Origin of the sequence: Cohnella sp. LGH (assembly GCF_017671885.1) — a bacterium.
GTDB lineage: Bacteria > Bacillota > Bacilli > Paenibacillales > Paenibacillaceae > Cohnella > Cohnella phaseoli.
The window spans coordinates 1,462,182-1,482,181 of the sequence record NZ_CP072117.1 but is presented as its reverse complement, the minus strand read 5'-3'; the positions used below and the strand labels follow the sequence as shown (position 1 = coordinate 1,482,181).

General features: G+C 54.8%; 15 protein-coding genes. 12 read left to right on the top strand and 3 right to left on the bottom strand.

The features are described 5' to 3' along the window. Positions 1-9 precede the first annotated feature (9 nt). The 4 genes from J4772_RS05830 to tatC all read left to right on the top strand — a co-directional run bounded on the left by J4772_RS05830 (position 10) and on the right by tatC (position 6,678). Positions 10-2,277, top strand: a complete 2,268-nt coding sequence (locus tag J4772_RS05830; RefSeq protein WP_209074516.1) for a right-handed parallel beta-helix repeat-containing protein — start codon at positions 10-12, stop codon at positions 2,275-2,277. A 42-nt stretch (positions 2,278-2,319) separates the two neighbouring features. Continuing rightward, positions 2,320-5,373 (top strand): S-layer homology domain-containing protein, encoded by a 3,054-nt coding sequence (locus J4772_RS05825; RefSeq protein WP_209074515.1) that lies wholly within the window; start codon positions 2,320-2,322, stop codon positions 5,371-5,373. Positions 5,374-5,389: 16 nt separating this feature from the next. Then, the gene (locus tag J4772_RS05820) at positions 5,390-5,593 is read left to right on the top strand and encodes a twin-arginine translocase TatA/TatE family subunit (protein ID WP_209074514.1); all 204 of its coding nucleotides are present in this window, start codon (positions 5,390-5,392) and stop codon (positions 5,591-5,593) included. A gap of 350 nt (positions 5,594-5,943) precedes the next feature. Next, complete coding sequence (gene tatC, locus J4772_RS05815; RefSeq protein ID WP_209076984.1) at positions 5,944-6,678, top strand: twin-arginine translocase subunit TatC; 735 nt, start codon at positions 5,944-5,946, stop codon at positions 6,676-6,678. Between the two features lie 63 nt (positions 6,679-6,741). On the opposite strand, the gene J4772_RS05810 is transcribed toward tatC, so the two are convergent. Beyond that, positions 6,742-8,637: a terpene cyclase/mutase family protein gene (locus J4772_RS05810; protein ID WP_209074513.1), complete on the bottom strand. Its 1,896-nt coding sequence runs from the start codon at positions 8,635-8,637 to the stop codon at positions 6,742-6,744. A gap of 248 nt (positions 8,638-8,885) precedes the next feature. Between J4772_RS05810 and J4772_RS05805 the strand changes: the two genes are divergently transcribed. After that, positions 8,886-9,032, top strand: coding sequence for a hypothetical protein (locus J4772_RS05805; RefSeq protein WP_209074512.1), 147 nt, complete (start codon positions 8,886-8,888; stop codon positions 9,030-9,032). Between the two features lie 27 nt (positions 9,033-9,059). Here the strand turns inward: J4772_RS05805 and J4772_RS05800 are convergent, their stop codons facing one another. Both J4772_RS05800 and J4772_RS05795 read right to left on the bottom strand, forming a co-directional pair. Further along, the gene (locus tag J4772_RS05800; protein WP_209074511.1) at positions 9,060-9,470 is read right to left on the bottom strand and encodes a helix-turn-helix transcriptional regulator; all 411 of its coding nucleotides are present in this window, start codon (positions 9,468-9,470) and stop codon (positions 9,060-9,062) included. 154 nt (positions 9,471-9,624) lie between these two features. Then, positions 9,625-12,663 carry a hybrid sensor histidine kinase/response regulator gene (locus J4772_RS05795; protein ID WP_247741031.1) on the bottom strand — a complete coding sequence of 1,013 codons (3,039 nt, stop codon included), beginning with the start codon at positions 12,661-12,663 and terminating at the stop codon, positions 9,625-9,627. Between the two features lie 265 nt (positions 12,664-12,928). Between J4772_RS05795 and J4772_RS05790 the strand changes: the two genes are divergently transcribed. The 7 genes from J4772_RS05790 (at position 12,929) to J4772_RS05760 (ending at position 19,991) form a co-directional block, all read left to right on the top strand. Beyond that, positions 12,929-13,414 (top strand): RrF2 family transcriptional regulator, encoded by a 486-nt coding sequence (locus tag J4772_RS05790; protein ID WP_209074509.1) that lies wholly within the window; start codon positions 12,929-12,931, stop codon positions 13,412-13,414. A 57-nt stretch (positions 13,415-13,471) separates the two neighbouring features. Next, positions 13,472-14,404, top strand: coding sequence for an NAD(P)/FAD-dependent oxidoreductase (locus J4772_RS05785; RefSeq protein ID WP_209074508.1), 933 nt, complete (start codon positions 13,472-13,474; stop codon positions 14,402-14,404). Between the two features lie 45 nt (positions 14,405-14,449). Next, positions 14,450-14,689: a hypothetical protein gene (locus J4772_RS05780; RefSeq protein WP_209074507.1), complete on the top strand. Its 240-nt coding sequence runs from the start codon at positions 14,450-14,452 to the stop codon at positions 14,687-14,689. Positions 14,690-14,777: 88 nt separating this feature from the next. After that, entirely contained in the window at positions 14,778-17,324 is a 2,547-nt protein-coding gene (locus J4772_RS05775) for a winged helix-turn-helix domain-containing protein (protein WP_371822823.1), read from the top strand. A 97-nt stretch (positions 17,325-17,421) separates the two neighbouring features. Beyond that, positions 17,422-18,384: an NAD(P)-dependent alcohol dehydrogenase gene (locus J4772_RS05770; RefSeq protein WP_209074505.1), complete on the top strand. Its 963-nt coding sequence runs from the start codon at positions 17,422-17,424 to the stop codon at positions 18,382-18,384. Positions 18,385-18,502: 118 nt separating this feature from the next. Then, entirely contained in the window at positions 18,503-18,664 is a 162-nt protein-coding gene (locus tag J4772_RS05765; protein WP_181917439.1) for a hypothetical protein, read from the top strand. Positions 18,665-18,887: 223 nt separating this feature from the next. Beyond that, positions 18,888-19,991, top strand: coding sequence for a hypothetical protein (locus J4772_RS05760; protein WP_246016385.1), 1,104 nt, complete (start codon positions 18,888-18,890; stop codon positions 19,989-19,991). Positions 19,992-20,000: the final 9 nt, after the last annotated feature.

The following is a 20,000-nucleotide window of genomic DNA, read 5'->3' as shown; positions in this document are numbered from 1 at the left end:
GAATAAAGGGTGGAAAAACAAACCGTAGCATCGGCCGAGTCGCATAATCAGGAGCAGGAAAAAGGGCTGATCAGCAGGCGAAAGCTGCTCGCTTCATTAGGGATGGCGGGCGTAGCGCTCGCTTCGTCGGGGCTGATCGCCGGGTTGCCGACGAAAGCCTATGCAGCTTCGCCGGACAACCGCGCGAAAGTAAAAGACCTGATGAATCAGAATTTGGTCGTGACGACAACGGTAGCCGCATTAAGAGCGAATACGCAGCCAGTCGCCGAGCTCGTTTATTTTGTGAAAGACTCGGGCATGGAAGGCATGTTCTACTACGATGCCGCCGATACGAGTACCCAGGATAATACCGGAACGGTGCTGGTCTCGACCTCCGGAGCAAGGTTTAAACGAATTTTTGACGGACCTGTGCACGTAAAATGGTTCGGAACGAAAGGGGACGGAGCGACAGACGATACGGCCTCGATCCAGAATGCGCTCGCGTATTGTGAAGACAATCGTTGCCCTTTGCATTTTGCGAGCGGCACCTATCTCATTACGGCCTCCCTGCTGATTGAATCTATTGACATTGTCGGGTCGCCCGGAACGGTGATTAAGAAGGGCGGGGATCATACCGCTGCCTTCCACTTATTCCTATGCGGCGGAGAATCCGTAACGATTCAGAATGTGATCTTCGACGGCAACCGGGACAGCTTGCAGAGTCACTGGAGATTTAAAGGCAACCAGTTCGATTTCAAAACCGTCAACATCATCAACAACTATGCAGCGATCAAGTCGTACGCCGGGAACACCTTGATCGACAATTGTTTGTTCCGCAATATTCATGGAGACGGTTATTTTGGAGAAGGCAATCATACCGTTTTTATCAGAGAGAGCCGGTTTGAGAATATTGCCCAGAATGCCGTCTGGACATGGAATTGCAAGAACGTACACGTGCATGACTGCCACTTCCATGATATTGGCATCTTGCCGGAGCAGTTCTATGTAGAGGGCGCAGCCGCCAGCTTCTCCGGTACGGATAAATGGAATCACGAGTACGGCGACGGCGTTTATTGTTTTGCGGAAAAAGGGACGGTCGCTAACAATTCCTTCATTAACATTAACAGAATTGCGATTGTCGGCGAGCGGTTTACGGCGATTGAGCCGGAAATGACAGTGTCGGGCAATGTGATCGAGCATAACCATCCCCGCTTGCGATGCAATAATCCGGCTTCGAGCATGTGGATGGAGCATGTCAAAAAAGCGACGATAACCGGGAATACGTCCCGTTTTATTCAGCGCGATGTGCACGAATTGATCGTATCGGATATTACGCTTGCGGTGAATCCGTTCGAGCGGTCGGAGTATACGGTAACGGGGAATATAAGCGATAGCTCCGGGTTTAGCAGGGCGCACGCAAGCTCCTATGTCGTATGGACGACTCCGGGGATGAGCTGTACGATTTCCGGCAATATCATTCGTTCGAAATCCGATCAGGGCATCCTCATTGGCAACGCGAACGCCAACAATTTGATCATCAGCAATAACGATATTATCAATTTTAATACGGAACCGTCGGCCTGCATCAAATTGGTGCAAGGGGGCACTGGCCCGTTTTGCAAAAATCTCATCATCAAAGACAATACGCTCAAGCAAGCCAGCCATTCGGATCAAGGCAAATTTTATAGCGTCGCATTCGCTCATAACGATCCCATAGATTTGACGGACGCTTCCGCGATGGTTTCGGGCAACAACTTCAACGGAGGGAAGCTCTATATCGCTGCATCGGCGATAGAAGCCTTATCGATAGAAGCGAATCGGAATATGGAACTGATTGAGATGCGAGGACAGGACGGCGCCAACAAGCTGATCATTCATGATAACGACGTGAATGACATCGTGTTAAACCCGTTGACCGGATCGAATAAAAACGCTTTTATTACCAACAACTATTTCAAAAGTATGTATGTGAATGGAATAGACGATATTTTCATTCAAAATAATCTTATCCGAACATCCAGCAACGGGATTTACATTCAAAATTGGCCGTATTTGAATCATCTGATTCGCATCGTTGGCAATACGATTGACTTGTTGGAGCCGTTCGCCAAAGGAATCTACCTGGACAACGTGAATGGAGAAGACGCAAGGATGACGGTAGTCTGCCAAAATGTGCTGCTAGGGAACGATAAGGCGTCAACCGTCGGCATTAAGTGGTCGTCCCCCGACACTGTCAATACTCCGCTGTTCTCTAGCAATATATTTGACAGAGTAGCAGCGGAAGTTGAGAGATACTAAAATCCGGCTTCACAGAAAACGAGTGAAAAGGATTGGTGATTCATGAAGGCTCAAGCAAGCCTCCTGCTGCGTCGCGGCTTAACGGGAATGCTCATCTTGCTGCTGCTTGCCGCAGGATGGCCGACCTCGCAAGCGTCCGCAGCTTCTGCCTCCAGCATTGCGGCTGGCAGAGGGCCGCATGCCGTTGCCGTCAATCCGGCGACGAACCGGGTCTATATCGCCAATGCCGACAGCGACAGCGTGACCGTGCTGGAGGATACAGGTGGCGGTGGCGTTGTCGCGGTGGCGAATGTTGCGACGGGAACAACGCCCTATGCGGTGGCCGTGAATTCGCTGACGAATCAAATTTATGTGGCGAATGCGGACAGCGATACGGTAACCGTGATCGACGGCGCAACGAACAGCACCATAGAGGTCGAGACGGGAAGCCTGCCGATGGCGATAGCGGTCAATCCGGCGACGAACAAGATTTATGTCGCGAACCTGGGCAGCGATACCGTTACAGTCATTGACGGGGCCGCTCCCGGTACGAATACGTTAACGGTGCAGGTCGGGGAAAGTCCGTTCGCTCTGGCGATTAACGAAGCGGCGAACAAGATTTATGTGGCGAATGTGGACGACGATACGTTGACAATCATCGACGGCGCAACCAACAGCGTCTCCGTCATCTCGACTGGAGCCGGCCCGAACGCCTTGGCGGTCAATCCGTTAACAGGCAGCGTCTATGTGGCCGACTTCTACAGCAACACCGTCACGGTAACGGATGGAACAACGCGCTCCACATTGAATGTAGGCGTTACGCCGACGGCGGTGGAAGTTAACCCGGCAACCGGCATCATTTATGTGGCCAATACAAGCAGCAACAGCGTAACGGTGATTGACGGCGCTACGCATAGCCTCTCCACAGTAGCGGTTGGTGCCGGCCCTGCTGCGCTGGCGATCAACGCGCAGACGAATCAGATTTATGTCGCGAATTATCACAGCAACGATGTGACGGTGATCGATGGCGCGAGCCTGACAACTTCCACGATCGCGGCGGGAAGGAATCCGATTGCGGCCGCCGTGAATGCGGAACGAAGCAGCGTGTATGTGGCGAACTTCAACAGCGATGAAGTGACCGTGATTTCGGAGGAGCAGCGAGCCGCGGCCGCGGAATTGGGCGCGTTATCCGTAAGCGCAGGAAATCTGAGTCCCGCCTTTGATCCGGGCGTTCATAGCTATACGGTGCATGTGGGACTTGAGGTCGAGCAGATCATCGTAACTGCGGACACCTACGATACAACTGCGAGCTTGTCGGTCAACGCGCAAGTGTACGGGAATCACGCGGAAATTCCGGTGAGCCTGCAGCCGGGAGCCAAAGTACTGCCGATTGTCGTTCATGCGGCGGACGGGCTGACCAGCCGGAGTTATATGGTAACGATCTACCGTTCCGACGATGCCGCTGCGGAATCGAATGCCGACCTGAGCGGGCTGAGTGTCAGTCGAGGCGTGCTGCAGCCTTCGTTTGATCCGGACATTCTGACTTATTTCGTTGAAGTCGGACATGCCGTTTCCAGCATCCAGGTGACAGCGGCTGTTTATGGTCCGGCGACGTCGTTGCTGCTTAACGGGCAACCGTACAGCGGCGGGGTTTCGATTTCAATCGGTCTGCATACCGGCGTCAACCCGGTGATTCTGGTTACGACGGCGCAGGACGGTTTGACGAGCAAGACCTATACGGTAAATGTGAGACGAGCCCAAGCACCGATTACGGACAACCCTTCGACGACGCCGGGTACAAGTACGCCGGGGCAGACGGGCGAAGTGAAGCCGGAGCTTAAAGACGTGATCGAGACGGAGAGCGGTGCGACGCTTACCGATCAGGCCGCAACGCTGCAGACGGCTGAAGGGCCGGGAGGCCAAGCGGAAGCGACCGCCATGCTGCACACGGATGCGCTGACGAAAGCGCTCGGTATGTTGCAAGGAAAAACGGCGGGGTCACAAACGATCACGTTTGAATTGTCGGGTGCGGAAGCGATTCGCAAGGTCGGGATTCCGGCTGCATGGCTTGTTGCCGCAGCCGACGAGAATATGAACGCCATTATGGAGATCAAGACGGCGAACGGCAGCTACACCTTGCCGCTCAACTTCCCGACGTTAACTGCGCAATTGAAGCAGGTCGGCGGGAAGCTGGACAACGCCGCTGTTTTCCTTACGATGGAGACGATCGCAGGCGCAGCCAAAGACCGGATCGCCAAGCAGGCCGAAGCGGCCGGCATGACGCTGATCGGAGACATCATGGACTTCACCCTGCGCATCGAGACGAACGGCAGCAGTCAAGTATTCACCGACTTCGGACGTACGTATGTGAGCAGAAGTATCCTTGCGGCGGGCAATGCCCTTCATTCTGCGCAGACGACGGCAGTCAGGTTTAATCCGCAGACCGGAGCGATCTCCTTTGTGCCTTCCACCTTTACGCTCGGGGGCGCAGAGATGAATATTTTCCACCCAGGGAACGGTCTGTACGCGATTGTGCAGTCGAAGCAGTCCTTTGCCGATCTGCAAGGCCACTGGGCCCAAGCCGACGTGGAGCTGCTTGCTTCCAAACATATCGTTAACGGACGTACGCTAACGGACTTTGCTCCGGAAGGCAAGGTGACGCGTGCGGAGTTTGCCAGCCTGATCGTTCGTGCCCTGGGGCTTGAGGTAGAATCGGCTTCTGCCGGTCATACCTTTGCAGATATTGCGGATACCGACTGGTTTGCGGGCGCCGTCCGCACAGCGGTAAAGGCGCAAATCGTCACCGGCTTCGGGGACGAGACATTCCGGCCGAACGATACGATCACAAGAGAGCAGATGGCTGTGATGCTCTCCCGCGCATTAGCATTTGTGGACACACCGATTGCCGTAGCAGGAGAACTGCTGCCTCTCACGGCTGGTTTCCGGGATCAAGCCGCGATCAGCCCTTGGGCGCAGGTTGCGGTAGCGCAAATGGTGAAGTCTGGCGTCATTACAGGTATAAACAGTAAGCGGTTTGCGCCTCATGATTTGGCTACTCGCGCACAAGCGGCGGTTGTGATCAAGCGAGTGCTGCAAACGGCTGGGTTCATCAACTAAGAGGAGGCGAATCGCGATGATGGGAATTGGGCCTACGGGTATCGTGATGATCGTGCTGATTGCTCTGCTGCTTTTTGGTTCCAAGAAGCTGCCGGAGCTGGGGCGGGCAGTTGGTCGAACGCTGCACGAATTTAGAGCGGGAACGAAGCCATTAATCGAGGAGCTGGACGTGGTTGAGAAGCAGGAGCCTCGGGCAATTGATGGCGAGAAACGGCTGTAAGTCAGGCGCAGTATAGCGAGTGATAGTGAGCTGGGCGCGGAATAACGAGTAGGAAAAAAGCGGTTGCCGGATGGATCGGGCCGCTTTTTTCTTGAACGTGGAACCTGCCGGGACCGTGTATGGCAACGATGTATTGTTAGGTTCAGATAAACTTGTCGCTCTAGGGACCAGACGAATAGGTTGTGTTTTAGCGGCCGCAGCCGGGGGCGCTGAGGAACGGAGGCCAAAAAAGTGCCTTGCCGGTGGCTAGGTGAAACAGACAGACTCGGGAGGTGGACAGCTTGGCCATAGCTGCAACAGAAACACCACAAGACTACAGCGATGACAATGGGAAGGCCGAAGGCAGTTTGATGTCTTTGTTTGATCATTTGAACGAGCTGCGCAGGCGGTTGATTTATGTACTCCTTATGTTAACGATCGGCCTTGTTATTGGCGTGGTGTTGGCCAAGCCGGCGTACAACTTTCTGATAGATCGGCATACTGCCAATGCGATAGCTTTACATGCGTTTTCATTGTGGGACGGCATCGGCATGTACATGAAATTCGCGTTCGTTATTGCGATGATTGCTACATTCCCGTTCACGATTTATCAATTATGGGCGTTCGTGAAACCGGGGCTGAGCAAGACCGAACAGCGTTCTTCGCTTAAATATGTGCCTTTGGCGCTCATCATGTTGTTGCTGGGCCTTGCTTTTTCCTATTTTGTCGTATTTCCGCTAGCATTTGATTTCACAAGAATGGTGGCAGGGCAGCTGGAGCTGCAAGAAACCTATGGCATAACCCAATACTTCGCGTTTCTGTTCCATATTGTGATTCCGATTTCACTTTTGTTTGAGCTGCCGCTTGTGATTATGTTTTTGACGGCGATACGTATCGTTAATCCGATAAGGCTGCGCAAGATGCGAAGAGTCGCCTACTTTTTAATGGTGGTAACGGGGGTAACGATTACGCCGCCGGATTTTATCTCGGATATATTGGTCTCTATCCCGCTCATCGCCTTGTATGAGCTAAGTGTATGGCTGTCCGGCACGATCTATCGCAAGCAAGTGGAGACGGATAAGCGATGGGAAGATGAACTCGGATGAACTTGGCAATCCATCGTCTGCGTCTATAACAGGTGTCGTAAAAATCCGTGCTCGCACTATTTTTTATTTTCCGTATTTATTACGATAATGGCTTAGCGCCAAGAGAGGCCATATCGAATTATAGCTGTGATAGCGGACATAGAAATGTCCCGGGAGGCCGGCGCCTGTCGGATAGGAAGTCGGCCAATCGTTATCGTGAAGCAGCGCAATCAGCCTGCGAATTCCTTGGTTTAGTGCGGGCGTTGGCTCCGGATAGACGGATACGAGCGCGTCGATCGCCCAAGCGGTTTGCGAGGGCGTGCTCTTCCCCAACGGGACGTAACGGCGTTGTCGGTCGCTGCTGCACGATTCTCCCCAGCCTCCGTCGTCGTTCTGGATTCGCAGCAGCCAGTCGGCTCCTTTACGGATCGAATCGTGCCGCTTGGGGGAATCGGTGACCGACGTTAGTCCGGTCAACGCGGCCCACGTACCGTAAATATAACAAATGCCCCATCGCCCGTACCACGATCCGTCTTCCTCCTGATGATCGTTTAACCAGTCGACCGCTTTTTTTACGAACCCGTGTCGTTCGTTCAGCCCTGCGAAGCTGCCCAGATATTCCAAGGTTCGTCCCGTAAGATCGGCCTCCGACGGATCGATGGCGGCAGACTTGGCGCCTTCGATCGCGACCAAGGTGAGCAGCTGCTGATCCACGTTCCTTTCGAATGCGGGCCAGCCTCCGTCCCGGTTTTGCATGGACAGAACCCAGTTGAGCCCGCGATTCCACGATTCTCGATAAGTTGAATCGGATCGCGCGAGTTTCTGGATCGCTCGCAGGGCTGCGGTCGTATCGTCGACGTCGGGATTGATCGTATTGGTTTCCGAGAATCCCCACCCTCCGGGAACCGGATTGGGATTATGCCAAGTCCAGTCGCCCGGTTTGCGATGCTGCAACTCTAGCAAGTACGAGGATGCTTTGCGGATCTCCGGATACTGCTCCGTCGCTCCCGCTTCCTGTAGTGCATATGCCAGCAGAGCGGTATCCCACACGGTCGACGGGGAGTTCTGGATCGTCGTTCCATCTTCGGTCCGGAAGCTCATACCGATCAGTCCGCGCACGGCTTGAGTGATAAGGGGATGGCGCTTGCCATAGCCAAGAGACAGAAACGCGAGAACCATGAGAAAGGTGCAGCTGGCATAGCTGTATAAAGTTCCGTCCGCTTCGATCCGATCGCGCATAAACTTTTCGGCTTTGGCGAGTGCGGATTCATGAAGAGCTTTTGGGGCTCCAATCAGCTTGCTCACGCCGACCTGCAGCCGGTCAAGCCATTCCTGAACCCCTCTGGAAGGCCGAGCTTCCGACGGAGATCGTTCGGTACGAATCGCGTCCAATTCAGGAGTGTCACCCGTACGCGCAGAATAATGTCGATGCGCCATGATCAGTATCGGAGCAAGATGGACTCTCGAATACCCCGAAAATTCGAAAAAATTGATCGGAAAAGAGTCAGGGAGAAGAAGCATCTCTAGAGGGATTGAAGTTAGAGACAGGGGCCATTTGGTTTGTCCGGTGGCTGCGAGCATGCATCTGGTCAGAATGTTGGCGGTTTTGCCGAGCCCGCCTTGGGATCTGATGTAACGTTCGGCTTTCTGCAGCGGAGCATCCGAAGTGCGGCTGAAGCGAGAGAAGAGAAGGGCGCAATAGGCTTCAACCGTTAACGACAGATTCCCATTCTTCTCATCTCGGTACCATTGCCAGTGTCCTTCGGGGTGTTGCGCACCGAGTATTCGATCATGCAACTGACGGATCAAAGCTTCTTCGTTTTCGATCTCCAGCACGCGGATAAGGATTATTGTATAAGCGTCGATTGATACGCCGTTCTCGAAGCAATAACGCCATGAACCGTCAGGGTACTGCTGACGAACGACATTGGATGCAAGTCGTTGGATTTCTTCGTTTATCTCGCTGATTATATTCCCCATTCCCACACAGTACCTCCGGAGGCATTTTAAACAATATATGAGATCGGGAAGCGGGTAATGAGGTTAATGTGCAAAGTATGAAGGGGAAATGAGTCCAAACAGACCAATGAGTCCAAACAGAGCTACCCTATCTAATCGATCTGTACGTCGGAGTAAAGAATAATGAGGCTATCCCATAAAATCTTTTATAGAACTGTACATGAACGATTCTGATCAACTTATTTGGAGGAGGTCGCGCGAGGATCAATATGACGGGTCAAGCGCTGTTGGGTCGCATCGATCCAAGCGTCGTAGCGTTGGAGCCAATGACGGGCCTTGGCGGCTTCGCACACAGCTCGGACACCGTCATGAACTGCTCCCGCCAGTCCATGCCCTTGATCGGTTTCCTCAAATAAACGGTAGGCGCGGTTCCGACGATCTGTTTAAATTTGCGGCTGAAACTCCGTGACAAAGTCAACATAACCTTTTCCCGTTTTTTTCCGGAACAATCTGAAGAAATGATCGGGATGCACGCCGGCCGTGGAGGCAAGCCTGTTCCGCGGATGAAAGTCGGCATAATGCGTGCGCACATAGGCAACAACGTCTTCCATCCGCGCGCCCGAGATGCTTTCGTCTGAACGACTGCTTGCGATTATGTCCAACAATTCGTAAAACAAGGACTGCGCCTTGAAAAAACTTCGCTCTGCCTCTGAAGGTTCTTTGCAGAGGATTTTATGCATATCGTGTGCGACACGGATTGATTTGCCGGGATCGGAGATGGTCAATTCGCGGTTACCCCAGGCGAGAACAGGGGGCTCGTCTTTTTCGGCTTTTCCCGCCTTGTCGATGGGCAATCGGATAATATCAAATTAATTTCGATACAGACATACGGACTGTCGCAATGCCGGCCGGATTGCGATCTCTTCACCGGGTCCATACCGGTAAAGCTTCCGCGGACCGAAGGACGCGGAATCGCGACCGATCTCAGCTTGTTCGCGCTTGCAAAGCTCACGGCTGCTGAGGGATGGTAAAGGAAACGACGGTTCCCTCCCCCGGCACGCTCCTGATCGACAGACCCTTGCCGTAAGTCTGGATCAGGCGGCGGTTCGTATTGGCAATGCCGATTCCGGAGAATGACGGATCGGGTCGGTTCAGCAGCCGTTCGATCAGCTCGGAAGGCATACCGATCCCGTCGTCCTGCACTTCAACGGACACGCCGTTAGCGGCGCGCCCCACCCTCAGTCGCAGCACGCCGCCGCTTGTCCGCTTCAAAATTCCGTGTCGGACGGCATTCTCCACCAGCGGCTGAATCAATAGCGGCGGGAGGGACAGACGAATGCCAGGTTCGATCTCCTGAATGACCGCCAGTCTATCCCCAAAACGCTCCTGCTCAATATATAAGTAAGCTCGCACGAGCTCCAGCTCATGCTCCAGAGCAACCTTTGCGTTCGTATTCGAATAATCGTAGCTAAGTCGCAAAAAGGAGGTGAGGGCATTGCCGAATTCGCGCATTTTCTCCGTATCCATATTGCCAAGGGAAATCAGAGAATTGATCGTATTATACAGAAAATGAGGCTTGATCTGCGCCTGCAGATAGGCTGCCTCCATCCGAAGCCGCTCCGACAGCGACCGTTTCAACCCAATGAGCGAGCGGATTCGGTATTTCAGCTCCGTTGCATCCGCAGGCTTGGTCACGTAGTCGTTGGCCCCGACCAGAAAGCCGGTATACATATCGGCCAGCTGACTGCGCGCCGTCAACAGCAGCACCGGCAATTCCGAGGCGGAACGGCGCTCCCTGATCTTCTCCGTGAGCTCGTACCCCGACATGCCCGGCATCATGACATCCGCAATCAGCAAGTCCCAATCCTCTTCCGTCAGCAGTTCCAAAGCTTTATGACCCGACATAGATTTGGTGACGCTATACTGCTCTGTTGACAGAATGCCCGCAAGCACATTCAAATTAACCGGATCATCGTCGACAATCAGAATGCGAATCGGGCTTTCCGGCGACTGGAGCCAGTCCGGCAACGCGACCCGGGCGGTCTGTTCATCGGCCGTACCGTCCTGAAGGCGGTATTCGGCCGATACAATCGGCATGACCACAGTCGCTGCTTCCGACGCAACCGCTTCGTGCCTTGCCGCCGTATCTGCTGCAATCTCCGCCGCTGCGTCCGCGGCAGGCAAGCGGAAGCGGAACGTTGAGCCGCGACCAGGCTCCGATTGTACGATCAGTTCGCTTCCGTGCAGCTCTACGAACTGCTTGCAAATGGTCATGCCAAGGCCGAGGCCCCTGCCGTCGCTTCTGCTGTTCGTCCCTTGCACATAAGGGACGAACAGGCTGGCTAGCGTTTCTTCGTCCATACCGACACCGGTATCGCTTATCCGGATCTCGACCTGCCCGTTCAGCAATTCCGCCGATATCGCGATCTCGCCTTCCTCGGTAAATTTGAACGCATTGTGCAGCAGATTATAGAGAATTTGCACAAACCGCTTTTCGTCCGCCCACACGGGGGGCAAGGAGCTATCCAGCGCAAGGCGAAAACGAACCGGCTTATTTTCGGTCATATATTTGAGCATGCCGGCAACGCCCGGAACGACGGCATGAAGATTAAGCGGTTCGGGATGAAGGATAATGCGGTGCTCCCGAAGCTGCGCCAGATCCAATAGGTCGTCGAGGAGCCTGGACATGCGCCGGCTTACTGTTCCGACCAGTTCCAAAGCTTGCCGGCTGTCCTCCTCGAGCTTGTCCAATTCCCGCGTATAGACGCTGTTCGACAAATTCATAATGCCATGAAGAGGCGTTCTCAGTTCATGCGAAGTATTCGCCAGGAATTGATCCTTCATTCTGTCGGCGACTTTTAACTGCTCGTATAGCCGCTCCACTTCATTTGAGTTGCGGATATATTTTTTGAACCAATACACGGAGAATGCGGTAACGGCAATAATCAGATCGGTCGGATAGTAAACGTTCGACGATTTCACAAAACCGATCTCGTTAACCCATATCAAATTGGATATAATGCATACGGCGGAAATCAGAATAAAATGGATATCCTTATCCTCCGTTTTGCCGAACACGAGTTTCCCCACAGCCGCTGCGAACCAAACAAGCGGGATCAGGAAAGCGAGGAAATAAACGCCGGAATCCAGCATCCGGTTCACCGTCGATATCGGCAGGAACAGTGTGCCGAGGCTGAGGCCCAGCAGCATGAACGTATAGGTCTTAAATCCGGCGCTGATCCTCCGAATGCCGGCGAACTGTCGATACATGAGCAGAACCGAATGATTTTGCAGCATTACCGCAAGTATCCGTATTTTAATACTCCACGTATAACTGAGCGGCATCCATGTCGCCAACAGCTTGTCGTGACCGCTGGCTACAACAAGGCCAACGGCGATATAGACAAGACCGCTGATCAGAAGAGGACGGCTTTGCGGCCTAAGTGCATAGACGATACCTGCGTACAAGCCATGCAGCAGCATGATCAGCACCGTTATCAGTTGGAAGTCGATCGAATGGCTTCTGGTTGACGCTATGTCGGACTGAAACCCGAATAGCACGGGGCGCGCAATCCCGCCCGACATCGGCGAATCATAATTGGCCACGCGCAGCAGCAGTTCAATCTCTGTGACGTCCGCTTCATAGTAGTCCGCCGTATAGGATTGGTTAAGCGGCTCGTATCGCTCCGGGTCAGCCGTAACTGTCCCGGAACCGCCCGCCAGCTTGCCGTTAATTTCAGCTTCGGAGGCGCTCTTGACGCTGCCGATCGAGAAGGCTACCGGACGCTTCAGGGGATCGGTAAGAATCCGCAACCGGTAGGTGCCGTATCCGTAGGCGTTGTTTCCACCCTGAATGGGCGATGTTTCCCAGTTTCCTGGAACGGACAGCGTTTGCCGCGGCACAACTTCCGATTTCAGCTCTTCATGAGACAGTAGCCGTCCCGGATACCAATCCCATTCCCCGTTTAGCGTCAGCGGTCCGTCTTTGTCCCAGTCCAGTCCCCGCAGATCGAGCACGCCGTCCGCAACCTGGACGGTTTGGTTCATGGGGAACAGCAACCCGGACCACAGCCAGCGCAAACCGAACAGTAGCCCAAACAACAGTACGCATAACCATAAGCTTTTATATTTTCTTAAGATAGATATGAGAGTGTCCATACGTCATAATTCGACAAACGTTCCGTAGAATCCTCGTACCTCCGGGCGGCCGGATTTCATCCTATCGAAGAAAACAGCTTGCAAGCCAAACATCAATCCTTTATTATGGATATCACAGGTCTACATTATGGAGGTCGGGAGGAGAACGGGGGAGATGCAATTTTCCAAAAGCACGGATTATGCGCTGCATGCTTTGATACATCTGGGACGTCCGGAGCTGAGGAACAACGTCGGAATCAAGGAGCTGTCCGCGATGCTCGGCGTATCGGAAAGCTATTTGTCCAAAATTATGTCCAAGCTGAGGCAGGACGGGCTTGTGCGGGCGGTACCGGGCGTGAACGGAGGTTATGAGCTTGCGCGTCCTGCGGAGCAGATCACCTTCCTTGACGTGATTCAAGTCATTGAGGGAAGACAGCAGATGTTCGAATGTTCAAATTCGAGTTCGCGGCAGCATCAGCTGTTAGGAGAAGAGGAAGAAGCCGGTGCGGACTCGGAGCGTTCGAGGCCAAGCGGATGCTTGGTCGAGAAAGTGATGAACGGCGCGGAACGGCATATGCATCAATATTTGCGAGAGCACACGATCCAATTTGTGCTGGATGAGGCTTACAAGAGCGGAGCTTGGCAGACAGGCAAGAAGTGATGAGCTTCTTGTACTTTAATTGTGGATATTGAAGATCCATAAAGGGAGAGAATAAGGGTGGAAAAACAATTTTTCGATGTGGCGATTATCGGCGGCGGACCGGCGGGATTAAATGCGGCGCTTGTGCTGGGGAGGGCGCGGAAAAAAGTGGCGGTTATCGACGAAGGACGACCGCGTAACGCAGTGACGCAGGAGACTCATGGATTCCTTACTCGCGACGGAGTCCGTCCGAGCGAGTTTCGGCGAATTGCGCGGGAGGAGATCGGCGCCTATCCATCGGTTTCCTTCTTGGCGGATACGGTTATGTCGATCTCGGGCGCGGACGGTCATTTCCAGGTAGCAACTGCGCAAGGAAACATACTGACGAGCAGAAAGCTGTTGTTCGCAGTAGGAATGAAGGATCGACCGCTCGATATTCCCGGTCTGGCGGCGGTTTACGGACGGAGCGCCTTCGTATGCCCCTATTGCGACGGCTGGGAATTAAGAGATCAGCCGCTTGTGATCATTAACAAGGGAGCCGAGCTTATGCACTTTGCGCCGCTCATTTCCGGCTGGACGGATCGATTTGTCATCTGTACGAACGGCCCGGACGAGCTGACGGACGATCAACGCGACGAGCTGCGGCGACATCGAGTGCCTAAGTTCGAATCGCCGATTCGCCATATTGACTCCGAAGAAGGGATCGTTCGGCAAGTTGTTCTCGAAGACGGAACGACCGTTCCATGCCGAGGCATCTTCTTTAAACCGGAGCTGGTTATGGGATCGGATTTGCCGCGAACGCTAGGATGCACGATGATGGAGATGGGAACGATTGAGGTCGATATGCTCGGGAAAACAAGCGTTCCAGGCATCTACAGCGCCGGGGATGCGGCCTCAAGGCTGCATCAAGCCGTGGCCGCAGCCGCCATGGGAGCAACAACCGCTGCGGCTGTAAACAACGAGCTGAATGCGGAAGCTTGGCGCAACGAATCTGCGACGACACCGGATTGATTTCTCTTCCAACTGAACGATCATTTTCCATAAAGCATGACCCCTGTGAGCAGCATTCACAGGGGTTGTTTGGCGATCAAATACAACATCGGTCAAGCTCTCGAGTACTGGACGGCCGGAGGCACGGCGGGGGCCAAGTGGATCGAGCTTGCCTTCATTGCGCCCGTATTCGCCGCCGGCATGATCGGCGCGATTATTATTTTACTAGCAGATACGATCGGCAGAACGGTCAGCTTCGGCGCGTACGTACCGACAGGCGTCATCATTACAGTGCTGTTTGATTGACGGGGAAAGCGGCCGATTTTATAATGAAGCCATGTCGATACCCATTCTATCTACGAAATTATATATGCCCCCGCCGAGAGCGCAGGCGGTGCTCAGGCCTCGATTGACCGAGCGGCTGAATGAAGGGCTGCATCGTAAGCTGACGTTGATCTCGGCTTCGGCCGGCTTCGGCAAGACGACGCTTGCCGGCCAGTGGCTTGCCGCATGCGAACGGCCGGTTGCCTGGTTGTCGCTGGACGAGGGGGACAACGATCCGGCGCGTTTTCTCGCTTATTTCGTCGCGGCCTTAAGAACGGTTGCGCCGAATATCGGAGAAAGCGCGCTTGGTGCGCTGCGATCTCCCCAGCTGCCCCCGCTGGAAGCGGTTATGACGACGTTGATTAATGAAATGATCGGTTGCAAAACGGCTATGGTGCTCATGCTCGACGACTATCATGTCATTGAGAACGAACTGATCGATAGAGCCGTTTTATTTTGGTTGGAAAGTATGCCTCCGCTAATGCATATCGTAATTTCCTCTCGCAAAGACCCGGGTTTCTCCGTGTCCAAGCTGCGCGTGCGGGATCAGGCAACGGAATTGCGGGTTCAGGATTTAAGATTTAATCCGGCCGAAGCTTCGCTGTTTCTCAATCAGGCGATGGCGCTCGGTCTGTCTCCCGGCAGCGTCGCTCTGCTCGAGGCCCGCACCGAGGGCTGGATTGCCGGAATGCAGCTGGCCGCGCTTTCTGCGCGAGGCCGTCGCGACGCGGACAGCTTTGTTCGGGATTTTGCCGGAGACGGGACCCTTCCGCATATCGTCGACTATTTAATAGAAGAAGTTTTGCGGCGGCAGCCGGAAAATGTACAGAATTTTCTGTTGCGTTCTTCCGTATTGGAGCGCATGTGCGGATCGTTGTGCGACGCGATGCTTGATACAGGTACGGGTGAGCCAGACGGACAGACGATGCTGCGGATGCTGGAGCAGGCCAATCTGTTCATCGTTCCTCTGGACGACGAACGCCGTTGGTATCGCTATCATCATTTGTTCGCGGATTTGCTGCGACGGCGGCTTCGTCGGAGCGGAGGCGAGGCGGAATTGCATGCTCGCGCCAGCATCTGGCATGAGGAAGACGGCTCCGAACTGGAAGCATTCCGTCATGCCGCGGCTGCCGGAGACATCGATCGCGCCGCGCGCCTGATCGAAGGTAGGGGCATGCCCTTACTGTTTCGCGGCGCGGCGGCTCAAGTGCTGGATTGGCTTCAGTCGCTGCCTCAGCCCGAACTTCGCGCCAGACCGGCGCTCGGAGTCATGTACGCTTCGGCGCTGCTATTTGTCGGCCGACTCGCCGACGTGGAGCCGATGCTGCAAACCGTCGAAGCCGTCATGCGGATGATGGAGCCGGACGATCGCTGCCGCGACCTGGTGGGGCATATCGCTTCCATTCGGGCAACCATAGCGGTCGCGATGCATCAGGCGGACGCCATTTTGGAGCAATCCCGTCTCGCATTGGAGAATCTGCATCCCGACAACCTGCCTGTCCGCACCGCAACGACCTGGTCGCTGGGCTATGCTTATCAATTGCGCGGAGATCGCGCGGCGGCCGGCCGGGCTTATACCGAGGCGCTCGCGGTCAGCGAGAGGATCGGACATTACATTATTGGCGTTATGTCGGCGCTTGGCCTTGGCAGCGTGCAGGAAGAAGCCAATCGGCTAGAGCTAGCCGAGAAGACATATCGCGACGTTCTACTGAAGGTCGGGGATGCGGCGCTGCCCGCAGTCTGCGAGGCCCATCTCGGCTTGGCGCGCATCGGCTACCAGCGCAACGAGCTTGACGTCGCTTGGCGGCATTGGCAGACGAGCGCACGGCTTGCGCCGCTGCTTGAGAGCACGGACAGGACGCTGGCCTGCGAGCTGCTCCTGTTCCGCCTGAAGCTGGCGCAAGGAGATTCGGCAGGCGCATCGGCGGCCGTGGCAAAAGCGGAGCTGCTCGTGAGGCAGCATGGATTCTCGCACCGGATGCACGCAATCGCCGCCGCACGGGTGGAACTGCTGCTGCGCGAAGGCGATTGGGAGGCGGCTGCCGAGCAGATCGGCTCGCACGAGCTTCCACTATGCCAAGCGCGCATCTATTGGGCTCGGAAAGATTGGACCGCCGCATTGGCTGTGCTGATGCCGCTGCGACAGCGAATGGAGGAGGCGGGCTGGGAGGATGAGCGGCTAAGCGCTTTGATCTTCGAGGCGCTCGTGCGGCATGCGGCAGGCGACGAGAAGCAGGCGGCTGAACTGCTTCGAGTCGCATTGGCGATGGCCGAACCGGGCGGGTTCGTACGGATTTTCATCGACGAGGGCGAACCGATGAAGCGTCTGCTGTCCATAGCGCATGAGCGAGGAATCAAACGAGCTTATGTTGTTAAGCTGCTGGCGGCGTTCGGGCCCGCTATCCCGCATACTCAGCCGCTGATTGAGCCGCTCAGCGAGCGGGAGCTGGAGGTGCTCCGGCTTGTGGCGCAGGGGCTCTCGAACCAGGAGATTGGCGAGCGGCTGTTTCTCGCGCTTAGCAGTGTGAAAGGGCACAATCGCAACATTTTCGACAAGCTGCAGGTGAGCAGACGTACCGAGGCGGTTGCCCGCGCGCGCGAGCTGGGGCTGCTATAGAGAAAAAGCCGGTAACGATACTTAAGTAGCTACACGGCCCCCTTGTCCAACAGGTATACTACGGTCGACTGCGGTTAGTCGATACGGAGGTGTTGGGATGAAAGCGATCGTGTGCACGAAATACGGAACGCCGGAAGTGCTTCGTCTGCAAGAGGTGGAGAAGCCGGTTCCCAAAAGCAACGAAGTCAGAATCAGGGTACGCGCGAGCGTCGTAGGCCCCTCGGATTGCGCCTTTCGCAAAAGCGATCCGTTGTTGATTCGCTTCATCTACGGCTTGAGGAAGCCAAAATATTCAATTCTGGGAGCCGAGCTGGCGGGCGAGGTGGAAGCGGTCGGAGCCGATGTCGCTTCGTTCAAGATCGGAGATGAGGTGTTCGGCTTAAGCGCGAAGACGTTTGGCGCCTACGCGGAGTATGCGTGTTTGCCGGAGAAGGCCCCGCTGAGCATTAAGCCTGCCGGTCTGACGTACGAAGAGGCGGTCGCCATATGCGACGGCGCGCTCACCGCGCTTATTTTCTTGAGAGACAAAGCCAAAATAAGAAGCGGACATAAGGTGCTCATCAACGGGGCTTCCGGGGCGGTGGGCATTTATGCGGTGCAGTTGGCCAAGTATTACGGGGCAGAGGTTACCGGAGTATGCAGCGCAGGCAACGCGGGGCTGGTCAGAGCGATGGGAGCCGATCGGGTCATCGACTACAACAAGGAAGATTTCACCGTAAACGCCGGAATCTACGACGTCATTTTCGATGCGATCGGCAAACGCACTTATGGCCAGTGCAAGCGCGTGTTGACTCCACAGGGCATCTATCTATCCACGGTACTGTCCGGGTCCATCTTGTTCAACATGCTGAGAACGGCCGTATTCGGCGGACGCAAAGCCATGTTCGTCACGGCGGGCTTAATGCAGAACCAAGAAAATCTCGCTTTCCTGCGCGAGCTGTGCGAAGCCGGGACGCTCAAGCCCGTTATTGATCGGCGCTATCCGCTGGAGCAAACCGCCGAGGCTCATCGTTACGTAGATACCGGGCGCAAGAAAGGCAACGTTGTTATCGTAATCTGAATAGAGAAGTCTCGCATTTTCATCCGAAAATTGCGGGGCTTTTTTTGTTGGGCCGCGGGATTGAAATGATATAATGGATTCAAAACTAACATGCGCAACACGAAAAGGAGCAATCGCATTGAACAATCGTTCCAACGCCCCCGTCCTATTTCTCGTTACCGGGCTGCTATGCCTGGGATTTTCTATCGCACTTCCGCTGCTGTGGCTGAAAATCATCTTGTCTGTAGCCGGGTTCGCCGGCCTCATTCTCGGTATCGTCGGGATCAAACGGATGAAATAAGAAGGCGGGGATACGGCTTGTCCGATCCCCGTTTTCTATATTTAATTTCATGCATATGAATGAAATGCGTATTCCTCGCACTTTTCCCCCTCGAAAACAATCGTTATATAAAAACAATTACACATATATGAAAAATTCGTTGACTGGACGGTGGATCGACGATAAAATTCACTTAACGGCTAGCCGATGGTTTTCCGAGTGTCGGCGATCAGGAGGGCTGAAGGTGAGCGGCAGCTTCAGGAAGCGGGTGGCGGCGATCGTCACCGAGTACAGGCACAACTCCCATGCGGAGGTTATTGTCGGCAGATTGCTCGGAGGTTTGGGCTATCGGCCGCGCGTCGAGGTCGTCAGTCTCTATACCGACCAGGTTCCGGCCAACGACATGAGCCGCGATGAGGCGGCGCGTCGGGGTATCCCGATCTGCGCGACGATCCGCGATGCCATTAGGGCCGACCATTGTTCGGAACCGATTGACGGAGTCGTCATCATCGGCGAGCACGGCGATTATCCGGTGAACGAGAAGGAGCAGATGATGTATCCGCGCAGAAGGTTTTTGGAGGAGACGCTGGCAGCTCTGGATGAATTGGATTTGGCCGTTCCGATTTTCTCCGACAAGCATCTGGCCTGTGATTATGACGATGCCGTATGGATGTATGAACAGATGAAAGCCAGAGGCATCCCTTTCATGGGAGGCTCGTCCATTCCGCATTGCGATTACGTTCCGAATTTTGAGCCGCAGCGGCTGCATTCGTTAAGAGAGGCAATTGTCATCAGCTCGGGCGGATTGGAAGGCTACGGCATTCATGCGATGGAGGTTTTGCAATCGCTTACCGAACGAAGAAAGGGCGGCGAAACCGGCGTCAGCGCGATCCGTCTGCTGCGAGGAACGGAAGCTGAGGTTTGGGCGGCGATGGATCGAGGCGAATGGCCGGAGGATTTGATGCTGCAGGCGTTGCGCGCGATCCCGGGACTTCCCGAGGCGCATCCGAGAGAGCTTGAGCCGACTCCGGCATTGTTTGCGATCGAATATGCGGACGGAACGAAGGGCTGGATCGTGCAGTTCCAGCGGCTGGTCGAGCAGTGGAGCTTCGCCTTCCGTCACGACGGGGAGCGGGTGACGGCAGCGCTGTGCGACAGCGATCTGGATCGGCCGTTCGCCCATTTCGAACGGCTTACCCGCATGATCGAGGCGTTTATTATTAATGGAAGAGAGCCGTTTCCGTCCGAACGGACGCTGCTGACGACCGGGATGATCTGCGCCGCAATGGATTCCTTGTTCGTCCGGAAGAGGGTGGAAACGCCGTGGCTTCATATGGTCTACGAATAGCGCTTAAGG